Source organism: Natronomonas sp. EA1 (assembly GCF_051195035.1).
GTDB lineage: Archaea > Halobacteriota > Halobacteria > Halobacteriales > Haloarculaceae > JBNTJV01.
Map to the genome: position 1 here is coordinate 170,932 of NZ_JBNTJV010000002.1, position 12,740 is coordinate 183,671.

Below are 12,740 nucleotides of genomic sequence, written 5' to 3' on the forward strand. Positions count from 1 at the left end.
AGATAGTCGGAGCGGAGCCAAAAAACCGCACGCCGACTACCCCTCCACGTTCCGTGCCATCCCCTCCACGATCTCGAAGTCCTCGTCCCCGTCGAATCGGGTGGGTGAGAACGCGTGCAGCGCCTCGTGGTCGATACCCGAGACGACGCGGTTCGCGAGGATTTCCGAAAAGGCCGGCGCGCGCATGAACCCGTGGCCCTGCCAGCCCGCAGCGACGAAGACCCCCTCCGTGAGTTCCCCGAACAGCGGATTTCCGTCGGGCGTCGCCGTACAGAGCCCGGCCCACGCGCGCTCGACGGAGAACGAGCGAGCGAGCGCCCGGCGTTCGTACCCCTCGCACGCCTCGAGGAACCACCCATCCGCCTCCCGTTCCCAGTCGTCCGGGTCGCGCTCGACGGGTTCGGTGCCGTCGCCCACGAGCAGGCCGCCCGCCCGCGGCCGGAGGTAGTACCCGCCCGAGGCGTCGTAGAGCTGTGGTGTCTCGATATCGACGGACTCCGTGACCAGCGCCTGCACCCGGTACGGTTTGATCGGGACGGGCGCGACGGGCTCGCAGACCCGCCGCGTGTGTGCCCCCGCGGCGACGACGACGGCGTCGTACTCGTCACCGTTGACCGCGCGTCCATCGAGGCGCGCGGGCGTCTGTTCGCGCACCGTCACCCCCGCCTCGCGGGCGCGGGCCGCCATCAGCTCCGTGTAAGCCGCGGGGTCCGCACACCCCGCGTTCTCCGCGACGGCCGCGCAGGCCACGTCGTCGGTGACGAGCGCGGGCCATCTGTCCCCCAGTTCGGCGGCGGAGACGAGCGACACGTCGAGCCCGTTCGCGCGCATCCGCTCGACGTGCGACTCGATGGCCTCGACCGTTCGCGTGTCGCCCTCGCGTGCGAGCCAGACGTACGGGCGATCCTCGAAGCCGAACGCGCCCTCGCCCGAGCGGTCACGGAAGCGGTCGAGCGCGCGGGTCGCCAGATCGGCGTCGAGCCGGTCGGCGAAGGCGTCGTAACACACCCCGGCGGCGCGGCCGCTCGACCCCTCGGCGACGGCTCCGGCTTCGAACAGCGTGACCTCGGCCCCGAGGGCGGCAAGGTCGTGGGCGGTCGTCGTGCCCACGGCCCCCCCGCCGATGACGGCGACGTGCATACCCCCGAGAGCGGAGGCGGGATTAAAGGAATTCCGCCAGCCCGCGGGCCGGGTAGCCCACGACCGTATCGACGCCCGCCTCGCGGAGGGCGTCGGTCTGGGCGCGCACCTCGTCCTGGCTCCCGACGAGCGCGAAATCCCGGACCGCGGCGGAGAGCACCTCGCGGGCCCGGCCCGTGGCGGTCGAGTCGTCCGGGGCACCGTCCGGGAGCGCCCGGCGGACGACCCCCCGACGGGCGGTGTACGGCCCTGCCGCGTCGAGGATCTCGTCCTCCGCGTCGCTCACGACGACGGGGGCGTAGACGGCGATCTCACCCTCGAACCCCGTCGTCCGGACCGCGCGGACGGAGTTCGCGGTGCCGCGCGAGAGGAGGTCGTACTGCGTCCCGCCGAGCGCCATGGCGACGCGTTCGACCCCCTCCGTGCCGACCCACGCGTCGGGGGCCTCCTCGCGCGCGGCCGAGAGCCGGGGCGCGATGGCCCGCCGCTTCTCCTCGTCGGTGAGGTACGCCGGGTGGCCGGCGACGAGGATGCGTCCCGCCCGCTCGGGAACCGAATCCACGAGCGAGTCGTCGCCGAGGGGGTCGAAGCCGTCGGCGCGCACCGGCGTCGTGACGAGCAGGTCGTGGTCGCGCGCCAGCCGGTCGAGCGTCGCCTCGTCCGGGAGATGCTCGCGCCCCTCGTAGTCCAGACAGAGCGTGTCGACCGCGAGCTCGCGGGCGTCTGACAGCGAGTGCTCCTTCGGTTTCAGTGCGATCGCGTCGAGCCCGACGCGAGCCACGGGCTCCTCTCTCAACATTGGGTATCACCAGTCATCTGAGAACTATCGTCGCGGAACGCGACCAGCCGCGTCTACTGCGGACATGGTCGAACACATCCCTCTCTGGCGGTTAAGGGTATCGCTCTCCGCGAATCTGGCCTACACCGGGTACTCCGCGTCCGGGTCGACCACGCGGTCCGGCTCCGCGGGCATCTCCCAGTCCGTCGTCCGCTCTAAGAGTTGCACGAGTATCCGGGCGGTCGCCCCCCAGACGACGTACCCGTCCACGCGGAAGAAGTGGATGCGCACGTCGCCGTAGAACGGGTGGTCCCGGCGCTCGCTCTCGTAGTTCGTGAGGTCGGTGAGCTCCGAGACGGGGAGGACGACGGCCTCGGCCACCTCGCGCTCGTCGGGCGTGAACTCGATATCGGGCACCCGGGCGACGAACGGCCGGACGGAGTAGTGCGAGACGGTGCGGATGTCGTCGAGCCGGCCCACGACCTCCGCGGCGTCGGGGGCGAGCCCGACTTCCTCGTGGGTCTCGCGGCGGGCGGTGGCCTCCAGATCCGCGTCGGAAGGCTCGCGGCCACCACCGGGGAACGCCATCTGGCCGGCGTGCTGGCCGAGGTGGTCCGCGCGTTTGACGAACAGCAGGTGCTCGCCGTCGTTGCGGGCGATGACGGGGACGAGCACCGCAGCCTCGCGCTCCTGGTCCGTGACGGGCACGGGCTCGAAGCCGGCGAGGCGCGTGAGGTCCATACCGGTCACAGGGAACCACCCGGCATAAGTCTCCGTCTCATTCCAGCGAGAGCGCGGCGTCCAGGCGGGTCCGCAGCGACTCGAGCGACCCGGTCCCCCACGCCTCGAGGTCGTAGCTCACGTCGCGGAGAGCTTCCTGTCGCTCCTCGTTCCCGGCCGCGACGGCCAGCGCGGCCTCCTCGCGGAAGCGCTCCTCGGCGGCGGTGACCACCCGCTCGCGGTCGACCGCCCGACGCTCGATGTCGAGGATGTGCGGGAGGTCCTCACCCCCCTCGGGGAGTTCGGGGAACGCCGTCGGCCCCACCGCGAGCCGTTCGGGGTCGTCGAAGGGGACGAGTGCGAACGTGGCGACGGCCGCCTCGATGGCCCCGTCCTCGACCTCGACGCCGCGTTTGTACGCGAGTTCGTCGATGGCCTCGCGGAGTTCACCACGGGAGAGCGCGCCGAACAGGTCCACGACCCCCGCGAGCTCGTCGGGGTTCATCGTGCCTCCGCCACGTCCTCGCGCGCGGCCTCCCGGACCGCCTCGACGGCGACCGGGGCGTCCGCCCAGGCGGGCAGCCGGGTGTCCGTACTCGGAGACGAGACGGCGCTCGCGTACGCGTCGACCTGGTCGCGCTCGCCCGCCCGGTCGTAGTCGAGGCCGTTGAACGCGGCGTCGGCGGCGTACTGCCGGATGAGCCCGCGGGCCGTCTCGCGGTAGCGGTCCTGGAGGGTGTCGTACGCGGGGGTGACGCCGCCGGACTCGACCGCGCGGAACAACGCGTCACCGACCTGTTCGGCCATCGTGGAGAGCCCCGCCGCGCCGGAGACGGCCCGGTGGTCGTGTTCGTGTTTGCCCAGGTCGACCTGCGCGGTGCCGTCGAAGCCGGCCGCGGCGAAGGCGTCCCCGAGGGTGCCGACCTCGAGGCCCCACCCGCGCTGGATTCTGAGCGAGCGCACGAGGTCGCTCGTCCCCGCGAACTCCCCGGCGAGCGCGTATCGGAAGGAGTCGAGGTAGTCGAGCACCGGGGCGTCGTGGGCATCGGCGAGCGCCCGGACGAGCGGCGCGTAGAACAGCCGGAAGAGCCGGCCGTAGAGGCGGTTGTTCTCGACGCGGGCGTAGTACCCCTTCGCGAAGTCGTAGCCGTGGTCGAGCGGGAAGAGGAGTCGAGGAACGTGCCGCTCGGAGTAGGTCTTCGCGTCGGCGTCGTGGACGGCGACGAAATCGGATTTCGCGGCGACACCCAGCGCGAGCCACACGTCCCGACCCTTCCCCCGGTGGCCGTTCAGGCAGGCTTCGCTGAGGAGGGCGTCGAGTGCGGGACCGTCACACCAGAGCGGCTCTAAGGGGAGGTCGAACCCCTCCAGCCAGTCGCACATCGGGCCCACGCGCTCGGCGGGCGCACGCAGCGCGACGACGACCCGCTCGGGGGCGACGCGTTCGAGGGCCGTGAGCACCCGTTCGGCGGCGAGCGAGTTGTGCTCGCGCTCTGTCATCGGGACGACGACGGCCGCGCGGTCAGTGGGCGCGTCGGGCGTCGGGTCCGTGAAATCGTGGAGCGTCGTCACCCGCTCCTGCACGTACTCCATCGCGAGAGGAGAGGAGCGGTTCGCCCAAAAGCGCCCGGGTCGCGTCAGGCCTCGCTGGGGATGCGCCCCGCGGGGAGCCGCCCCGTCACGTAGAAGACGAGGAGGCCGGCGAGGACGACGCTGAGACAGCCGACCAGCCCGAGGAAGATCTGGTCGAACGAGAGCGCCTCGGGGAAGACCCCGGGGATCCCGTTCTCGGAGGCGTAGCCGACGACGAGGCTCCCCGCGGCCTGTGGGAGCATCATCGTCGCGCTGTAGGCGGTGTACGCGGAGGCGCGGTGGCGGTCCGGGAGCGACGCGAGCAGGTAGGTGTCGATGACGGGGAACAGCGAGTGGATGACGTAGCCGAGGAGCACGGAGACGGCGACGAGGGCGACGAGCCCCGACGCGAGGGTGAGAAGCGCCACCGACGCGATGAACGAGCCGATGACCCCGAGCAGGAGGGGGACGTTCGGGAAGCGGTCGGCGAGCCGGCCCGTGATGAGGAAGGCGGGGATGCCCGCGCCGAAGACGACGGAGAGCAGCAGGTTCGCGGTGGACTGGGGGAGCCCCTTCGCGATGAGATACGAGACGTAGTAGTTGAACAGGCCGTTCCAGACGAAGCCGATGGAGCCGACGATGACGATGCCGGTGAGGACGATGGGCCACTGCGCCCGGACGGCGCCGATGAGGTCGCGGTCGGCCGTGCCGGCCTCGGGGAGGTCGGCGCGCCGGACCGCGAAGAGGAGGCCGGTCGTGGCGACCACCGCGGCGGCGGCGATGAGCAGGAAGGTGAGCTGCCAGTCCGCGAGGAACAGCACCGCGGCCACGAGCAGGGGGGCGAGGACGGCGGCCGTCTGGCTCGCCATCCCGTGGACGCCGAGCGCGCGACCGACGCGCTCGGGGTAGAGCTCCGAGACGAGCGGGTTCGCCGCGATGAAGTAGGCGCCGGAGGCGAGCCCCATGAGGAACGCGCCGCCGGTGAGCGCGCCGACGGTCGGGGCGAAGGCGGTGGCGAGCGAGGCGGTGAACAGCACCCCGCCGGCGAGCGCGACGACGCGGTGTCTGGAGACACGGGTGAGGAGCCACCCCGTCGGCACGCGGGGGACGGCGCTCCCGAACCAGGCCGCGGCGGTGACGACGCCGAGGGTCCCCACGGACACCTCGAACGAGGCTGCCAGGGGTTCGAGCAGGGGGGCGAAGACGACTCGCGCGAGGTTGACGAGAAACACCATCGAACACAGCGAGCCGAACAGGCGGCGACGGGACACAGCGGGCGTTGGAGCAGGGTCGGTTATAGCCTTCCGGAAGCAGGCTTACAGCTGTTTCCAGCGGCGGTTACAGGCGGGACAGAACCGAATCGAGAACACCTCGTCCGGGTCGTTCTTCGTCTTGAGCCGCTCGTCACAGCGCGCGCAGTTGAGCCGCTCGTAGGTGTCCTTCTCGATATCCTTGGCCCGGAGGCCCTGCCGAACGGAATCCATACCTCCCCGTTGCGGCGCGGGTATAAAAAGTCCCGTCGCTCTCCCCTGACCGCTACTCGAAGACCTCGTCGAACGCGGACGCCCCGAGCGGCGGGAACGTGCCGGCCGCGACGTTCTCGGGGACGTGGTCGGGCGAGCCCATCCCGACGAGCGCCGAGGTGACGCCCGGCGCGGACCGCGCGAAGTTGATGGCCCGCTGGACGTCCGTGTCCCCGTCGAGGAGCGCGGCCACGTCCCCGGGGAGCCCCGACGCCAGCTTCCCCTGGAGGATGGAGGCGGAGGTGAACACGTCGAGCCCGGCCTCGTGGGCGAACCAGAGCGCGCTCTGGGGGCCCTCGGGGCCGTCCTGCCCCTCGACGGTGAACGCGTCGGCCATGTGGACGTTGAACGGGAGCTGGATCGCCCTGAAGTGGGTGGCGTCCGTGCCGACGGTATCGGAGGCGGCCCGCGCCCGCCGGACCACTTCGGGAAGCGAGAGGTACGACTCGTGGTCCTTCCCCACGCGGAACGCCTCCCACGTCGCCACCCCGTAGTGGCGGATGTCTCCGGCCGCGGCCCGGCGTTCGAGCCGCTGGAATGTGGCTTCGAGCAGGTCGTACACCGCCTCCGCGGAGCGCTCTTCGAGCTGCGTCTCGGGGTTGTGGACGTAGTAGAGGTCGATCGTCTCGAGATCGAGGTTCGCGAGCGAGCGGTCAAGCGAGTCGTCGATGAAGTCCGGTGTGATGCAGTTCCCGCGGACCATCTCCTCGGGGGTGCAGACCCCGGAATCGAAGTACTGCTCCCGGACGTACTCGCCCGGGTTCTCGGGCATCGACCCCTCGAACGGGACGAACCCGCCTTTCGTGGCGACGAGCACCGACTCGCGGTCCACGTCGGTCTCCTGAATCGCGCGCCCGACGGCCCGCTCGGAGCGCTGACACCGGTAGTTGAGCGCCGTGTCGACGACGTTGATGCCGCTCTCGAGCGCCTCGACGATGGCTCGCTCGTAGTTCTCGTCCGCCTCGTCGGTGGGCTCGCCGAGGTAGGTGCCGACGCCGATGGAGGAGACGATGCAGTCGGCGAATCTCCTGAAATAGGTGCGAGCGAACGCCTCGTGGAACTCGTCGCGGTAGTTCCACGTCGCCGTGCTGGTGGCCATACTCGAAAGAGGGAACGAAGCCTAATGGCTCGCCCGGTACGCCTCGATGGCCGCACGATACCCCTCGCGGTAGGTGGGGTAGGTGAGCTCGTAGCCGAGTTCCTTCAACAGCGCGTTCGAACAGCGCTTGCTCGTCAGGATGCGCCGACGGGCGGCCTCGGAGAGCTCCCCGTCCTCCAACCGCTCTTCTTTCGTGCGCTTCGGGGGGGTGGCCACCCCGCACTGGTCGGCGAGCCAGTCGGCGAAGTCCCATTTGGGGGCGGGTTCGTCGTCCGCGACGAGCACCACGTCCTCGTCGATGTCCGCTTCGAGCAGGAACCGCACCGCCCCCGCCGCGTCGTCCCGGTGGACCATGTTCAGGTAGCCCTCCGTGACGGGTCCCTCCAGATAGCGCTCCAGTCGGTAGCGGTCGGGGCCGTAGAGCCCGGCGAAGCGGGCGACGGTTCCCTCGATCCCCTGCTCGGGGGCGTACTCGCGGGCGAGCCGTTCGGCCTCGACCAGCACCTCGGTCTTCGCCGTGGTGGGGTCGAGCGGCGTCCCCTCGTCGACCCAGTCGCCTCCGTGGTCGCCGTACACCCCCGTCGAGGAGGTGTAGACGAGTCGGTCGGGGGGCGACTCGCGCGCGGCGAAGTGGTCGATGGCGGCTTCGAGGCCCTCCACGAACACCGCGCGGGCCGCGTCGGCCCCGCGGCCGCCCGAGGAGGCCGCGAAGACGACAGCGTCGACATCCGGGACCGCGTCGAGGGAGTCCGGGTCGGTCACGTCAGCCTCGACGGGGGTGAACCCGGCGTCCTCGATGGCGTCGAGCCCAGACGCCGAGCGTCTGACCCCCCAGACCGCGTGCTCCGTGGCGAGCTGGCGGCCGAGTTCGAGGCCGACGTAGCCACACCCCAGGATCGCGACGCGCATCAGTGGATGCGGGTGTGAAGGAACTGGTGGATACGGGCGAACTCCCGCATCGTGATGGGGTAGCGACCCTCCACCTTCGCCTGGATCTCCCGGGGTTCGAGCTCCCCGTCGACGCCCGCGGAGAGCGCCTCCACGTCAACGATGGCGTTGGTCATATCCATGAGGAGGGCATCACGGGCGAGCAGCACGATGGTCTCCGCGTCGTCCGGGTGGGCGAGCGCGAGCACGGCCGCCGCCTCCTCCAGCGTGAGCTCGGGGGAGTCGCCGGCCGCCAGCGCCTCCACCGTCTCGGCGTCGAGCGACGACTGTTCGATGACGGTCTCGACACCGAGCTCCTCGATCACCGCCTCGAGTTCGGCCTCGTACAGTGCATACAGCTCCTCGGGCGTCAACTCGCCCGGCTCGTCCGCGACCTCGTGGAACATACCTCGGATACGAAGTCAGCCCCTAAGAGCCTTTGAGTTCCACCCCGACGAGCGCTCGTCCGCGTTCCCGTCGGTGTCACCGACGCCTCTGGGGCCAGGGGGAACCACGACCACGACGGCCGTCTCGACCGAGAACGACACGCGCGTCGCGTAGCCCAGCAGCTCCCGCGTCCCGTCCCCGTCCCAGTCGAACCGGTGGGGGGAGCCGTCGCGCGTGTACGCGACCCCCCGGTCAGTCCGCACAGTGAACCGGGCGTACTCCCCCGTCGACTGGACGACCCAGAGGTTGGTCGTCGCGTACCACAGCCCCGGTACGGGGGCGACGGGGAGCCCCGCTGGCACCGCCGACAGCGGCCCCGCAACCCGGCGGCGCGTCCGGTTGGCGAGCCGGCCAGCCCCCCGTTTGACAGCCTCCGCGAGCGCCACCCTCGCGGCCGTTCGCAGACGCGTGTTCGTCCCGTTCACGACCGCCTGTGGAACGCCCGGCGCCCCGACGGTCCCCAGCGCGAGCCGGACGCGGTCGCGCTGGCGGGCGGAGAGCCCCTCGGCGTGGGCCGCCACCGCGGCGATGCGGTCCCCCGCGGAGCCGTTGGCGATGGCCGCTGCCCGTGCCGGAAGGGTGTCCCACCGCGCGAGCCCCGTGCGGACGATGGCCGCGCGGCGCTCGCGTGAATCGGCGACGCCGACCGCCCGGAGATGGCGGCGGTAGCGGTCCCGGCTCTCCGAGACCGACCCCGACACCGCGGCACGGAGTTTCGGCGCGTCGGGCTCCCCAGAGAGCCGCGCCGCACGCAGCGTCGCCGCCGCGGTGCCCAGTCGGGCCGTCTTCGCCCCAAGCACGGAGCCGACGAGCGTGTCCGCCACGTCACCGTGCGGGGACGTGACGAGGTTCACGTTGCGAGTCGCGAGGTAGTGCTGCCGTTCGACGCCGCGCGCCGCGACCTGCTCGCGGGTGAGCGCCGTCCGGGTGAGATACGGGGGCGCGCCGTCGACGGTGAGCGCGAGGGGGCCACCGAGCCCCGCGTACTCGCGTTTGGAGGGGACGGTCGCCCCCCGAGCTGCCTCCAGCGTGGCCGCCAGCGAGTCCACGGAGAGGCCGTACGCGCCGAGGCGGCCATCGAGCCGGTCACGAACCCCCGTACGGCGGTCGGCCCGGGTTTCTAGCCGCTCGACGACCCGATCGAGATACGCGGCCCGGACGGCGTACCGGGTCTTGTCCGCGACGCCGTCGTACGCGTCCGGGAGCCCGAGCAGCGATGCGCGACGCGACTCCAGTTCCGCGGCGAGCCGCGCGGGTGGATTCGTCTCGTAGGTGCCGACGGCACCCTTCTCCACCCGAACCGAGACGTTCCGCACGCGCTCACGGAGCGAGCGGAGGTCGGCGTAGAGCCAGCGCGAGAGCCCCGGGGGCTGCTCCCCCGCGATCCGGACGGGGTCGCTGTCGAGCGTTCCGGTCGCCGCACGGGTGGCGAGCGCGTCGACGCCCGCGGGCTCGACGAGCCGGGCCTTCGCACGGGGCTCGATATCCGCGAGGTTCGGCCCGTCGAGGGGGCCGCCGCGTTCGTGGATTCCACGAATAGAGCGGTCCGGGACGAGGCCCGTCTCGGCGTGGCGACCCGCGAGCGTGAGCGTGACGCGGGACACCCGTTCCGTGGTATCGCGGGTGACGCGCGTCTCGTCGCCCCGTCGCCATTTCCGCACGGTCGTCCGCTCGTGGACGACGCGCCGGCCCCAGGCGTCGAGCGCGTGCCAGCCGGCCGGGGCGTCCGGGGACGCGGGCCGGGAGAAGACGTGCCTCTCCGAGCTGTTCCGCGACGAGACGAGCGTCCAGCCCGGGAGCCGTGTCGGGGTCGCCGCCGCCTCGCGGACCAGCCGGGCGTCGGCGACCAGCCGGACCCGCGCGGCGTACACCGTCCGCGCCGTGGCGTTCAGGTCGATATCGCGGAAGGCGGCGTCCGCGGCGGCGTTCACCCCGACACGGAGCCTCTCGTCGGTCGCCGCAGCACCGATAGGGGAGACCGGCTGCGGGGCACCGAGGCCGTCCACCCCGCGCTCGATGGCCTCGACGACCTCCGGTGGGGTACCCCGACCGAGCAGGAGGTCTCGAACCCCCGTCCGGGCGGTGGCGACCCCGAGCGCGCGCCGGCCCGCGGGGTCAGCCGTCCCGAAGGCCGCGCGCTGGCGGTCGAGCAGCCCCGCGTTCGTCGCCAGCGCGACGTGGCGGTTCGCGAGGACGTTCGCGATGGGCGCGCCGCCGTACTGTGCCGCGCCGCGGGCCCACGCCATCGCGTAGAGCCGCGCCGTGACCTGCCGGCCGAGCCCGGTCGTCGGCCCCGCCTCCAGCGACCGGTCGAAGCGTTCCGTGCGGTCGTGGAGGAACAGCGCGGGTGAGTCGACGACTACGGCCGGCGAGATCGACAGTCGGTCGACGACCCGGCCGTTCCGGGCGACGACGAGCGTCACGTTCTCGACGGCGGCCCGGAGGGCCGTCCCGTTCGGCCCCGCACGGGCGACCGAGACCCGGCGTTTCGCTCCCCGAAGCGCGGAGGCGTTCGGGGTCGGCGGGAGGTGAGCCTCGACGGTGACCGCTCCCGCTGTCGCGTCGACCGTCCCCAGCCGGTCGCGCAGGGCGTGGTAGAGCCGCACCCGGAGGAGGTCCCGGAAGGGAGTCGACTCGTTCAACACGTTCCCGCCGGGGGTCGCCGCGGGGGTGACGACCGGGGAGGCCGCCGCCTCCCGTGCCGCGTCCCGCACCGCGGTCCGGAGTGCCTGCCCCACGGCCGACTCCGCGGCCTCGATCGCGCGGTCGCTCGCCGGCTCACCCAGGGATTTCGGCCCGAGCGCCGCGGAGAACGTCGCGCTGGTGACGAGCAGGAACACCCCCAAGAGCGCGAACGGCACCCGCGCGCGGTCGTTCACCGCGACCACCGCCGGACCGTCACGTGGACCTCCCCCACACGGACCGTCGCGGCCGCCTCCTCCGGGGAGTCGAACCGCCCGCGGAGGTCGCGCTCGAACCGGTCGGCGAGCGCCCGCTGGAGGGCCGCGTTCGTGCGCTCGGGGTGGATCGGCGTCTCGACGCCGGTGCCGAGGAGCGCGCCGAACCGGTGGTAACGGTGGCGAACGAGCGCGTCGACCGGGTAGTCGCCGTGGAGTGCGTGGCTCGTCTGCGGGTCGGGGAAGGTGCCCCGGACGACCGCCCTGGCGAGGACGTGGGCGACACCCGCGTACCCCTCCCGTTCGGCTGCCAGTCGAGCCCGCTCTCGAACCGGGGGATAGCCGCTCGCCACGGTCAGCGTCCGGCTCGTGACTCGGGCATCGGCGGGCGGGCGGGGGCCGGCGGTGAGCGACCCTCGAACGGAGGAACCGGGATACGGCGACCAGACCGCCCGCACGCGGGTCCGCGGGAGGGTCCGGGTCGCCGTGGCGTTCGCCACTTCTCGAGTGAACTCGTCGTGGGAGTGGGTGACCCGCTCGCCCGCGATGGAGAGGTTGCGGGTCGCGCCGCGCGCGAGGAGCGTCGCGAGACTGCCGTGGGCCGTGCGGCGGAACTCCGGGCTCTCGGTGGTCGGGAACCGGGAGGCGGGGCCGTGGCGCGCACCCGGCGCGAGCGAGTAGTGCACGCTCGCCGTCGTGGCGAGGGAGGCCTCCGCGGGGGCGGCGGGTTCCGCGGGCTGGGCTGCGGGCGGGGCGACGAGCGTCCCGACCGCGGCGGTGACGAAAAGCAGGAACAGCGTCACGTCGAAGACCGTGCTGACGCCCCTCACGCGACGGTCACCTCCAGCGTTCCCGGGCGAACGCGACCGGGGGCGACCCGGACGGCGACCCGTCGTGAGGCGGTCGTTCCCTCGAGCGGGGAACCGGCCGTCCACTCCCTCTCGGCCGTAATGAGCCGCGCGTGGACCCGCAGCTCGGCGCTCGCCGGGGCGACGGAGAGCCGGTTCGGGTGGAGGACCCCGCCCGAGGAGGCTGCGTCCTCGATCCGGTCGAGCGTGGCCGTCGGGTCGCGGGGGGTCGGCCCCGGAAGCTGGCTCTCCAGGACGCCCGCGTACAGCGAGAGCCCCAGCCCCACGCAGGCCACGGCGACGAGCGCCGCGACGGGGAGCTGTCCCCTACCCGACGAGCGTGACATCGGTCTCACCCCACGTGACGTGTCTGACGACGAGCGTCTCCGGAGCGGGTCGCCAGCCGCTCCCGACTCGCGCGCGTGCTGCCGCCCGGGCGAACGCACGCGGGGAGGCGTACATGGCCTCTGGCGCAGCTCCGTGGAGCACCGCGTCGAGGTCCCCACCGGAGACCGGGGTGACGGGGCCGTACCGGAGACTGGCGTGGGCTCGCACCCCGTCGGATTCGAGCGCGACGGCGCCGGAGCGGAGCCGGATTCGGTCGGCGCCGAGCCGGAGCTCCGTCACGGCGGTGTGGTCGCTGGCCGCGACCCGGTCGATCTGCGCTGCGACGTGGGTCGCGTCCGGCGGCGGGGCGGTCGGCAGTCCCACCGCCACGCCGGCGACGGCCACACTGACGAGCGCGAGGCCGAGCCAGACGAGCGGGAGGTCGCTGGGAGCGTCGAACAT

Annotated in this window: 14 protein-coding genes; all 14 read right to left on the reverse strand. The window is 72.5% G+C overall.

What is annotated here, in order from left to right; all coding sequences use genetic code 11:
- Positions 1-36: 36 nt before the first annotated feature.
- Positions 37-1,140: an NAD(P)/FAD-dependent oxidoreductase gene (locus tag ACQUQR_RS06760; protein ID WP_435195692.1), complete on the reverse strand. Its 1,104-nt coding sequence runs from the start codon at positions 1,138-1,140 to the stop codon at positions 37-39.
- A 22-nt stretch (positions 1,141-1,162) separates the two neighbouring features.
- Entirely contained in the window at positions 1,163-1,939 is a 777-nt protein-coding gene (locus ACQUQR_RS06765) for a DUF7388 family protein (RefSeq protein WP_435195693.1), read from the reverse strand.
- A gap of 120 nt (positions 1,940-2,059) precedes the next feature.
- Positions 2,060-2,659, reverse strand: a complete 600-nt coding sequence (locus tag ACQUQR_RS06770; RefSeq protein ID WP_435195694.1) for an NUDIX hydrolase — start codon at positions 2,657-2,659, stop codon at positions 2,060-2,062.
- A 37-nt stretch (positions 2,660-2,696) separates the two neighbouring features.
- Positions 2,697-3,143 carry a DUF7109 family protein gene (locus ACQUQR_RS06775; protein ID WP_435195695.1) on the reverse strand — a complete coding sequence of 149 codons (447 nt, stop codon included), beginning with the start codon at positions 3,141-3,143 and terminating at the stop codon, positions 2,697-2,699.
- The gene (locus ACQUQR_RS06780; RefSeq protein WP_435195696.1) at positions 3,140-4,231 is read right to left on the reverse strand and encodes a glycosyl transferase family 2; all 1,092 of its coding nucleotides are present in this window, start codon (positions 4,229-4,231) and stop codon (positions 3,140-3,142) included. The genes ACQUQR_RS06775 and ACQUQR_RS06780 overlap by 4 nt, the downstream gene beginning before the upstream one ends.
- 44 nt (positions 4,232-4,275) lie before the next feature.
- Positions 4,276-5,481: an MFS transporter gene (locus ACQUQR_RS06785; RefSeq protein WP_435195697.1), complete on the reverse strand. Its 1,206-nt coding sequence runs from the start codon at positions 5,479-5,481 to the stop codon at positions 4,276-4,278.
- Between the two features lie 45 nt (positions 5,482-5,526).
- Positions 5,527-5,694, reverse strand: a complete 168-nt coding sequence (locus tag ACQUQR_RS06790; RefSeq protein ID WP_435195698.1) for an HVO_0758 family zinc finger protein — start codon at positions 5,692-5,694, stop codon at positions 5,527-5,529.
- Positions 5,695-5,746: 52 nt separating this feature from the next.
- Entirely contained in the window at positions 5,747-6,832 is a 1,086-nt protein-coding gene (locus ACQUQR_RS06795) for an aldo/keto reductase (protein WP_435195699.1), read from the reverse strand.
- A gap of 21 nt (positions 6,833-6,853) precedes the next feature.
- Positions 6,854-7,741, reverse strand: a complete 888-nt coding sequence (locus tag ACQUQR_RS06800) for an SDR family oxidoreductase (protein WP_435195700.1) — start codon at positions 7,739-7,741, stop codon at positions 6,854-6,856.
- Positions 7,741-8,166 (reverse strand): DUF5791 family protein, encoded by a 426-nt coding sequence (locus tag ACQUQR_RS06805; RefSeq protein WP_435195701.1) that lies wholly within the window; start codon positions 8,164-8,166, stop codon positions 7,741-7,743. Before ACQUQR_RS06805 ends, ACQUQR_RS06800 begins: the two co-directional genes overlap by 1 nt.
- 15 nt (positions 8,167-8,181) lie before the next feature.
- Positions 8,182-11,094: a DUF7286 family protein gene (locus ACQUQR_RS06810; protein WP_435195702.1), complete on the reverse strand. Its 2,913-nt coding sequence runs from the start codon at positions 11,092-11,094 to the stop codon at positions 8,182-8,184.
- Entirely contained in the window at positions 11,082-11,933 is an 852-nt protein-coding gene (locus ACQUQR_RS06815) for a DUF7284 family protein (RefSeq protein WP_435195703.1), read from the reverse strand. Before ACQUQR_RS06815 ends, ACQUQR_RS06810 begins: the two co-directional genes overlap by 13 nt.
- Complete coding sequence (locus ACQUQR_RS06820; RefSeq protein ID WP_435195704.1) at positions 11,930-12,298, reverse strand: DUF7285 family protein; 369 nt, start codon at positions 12,296-12,298, stop codon at positions 11,930-11,932. The genes ACQUQR_RS06815 and ACQUQR_RS06820 overlap by 4 nt, the downstream gene beginning before the upstream one ends.
- The gene (locus ACQUQR_RS06825) at positions 12,279-12,740 is read right to left on the reverse strand and encodes a DUF7283 family protein (RefSeq protein WP_435195705.1); all 462 of its coding nucleotides are present in this window, start codon (positions 12,738-12,740) and stop codon (positions 12,279-12,281) included. Before ACQUQR_RS06825 ends, ACQUQR_RS06820 begins: the two co-directional genes overlap by 20 nt.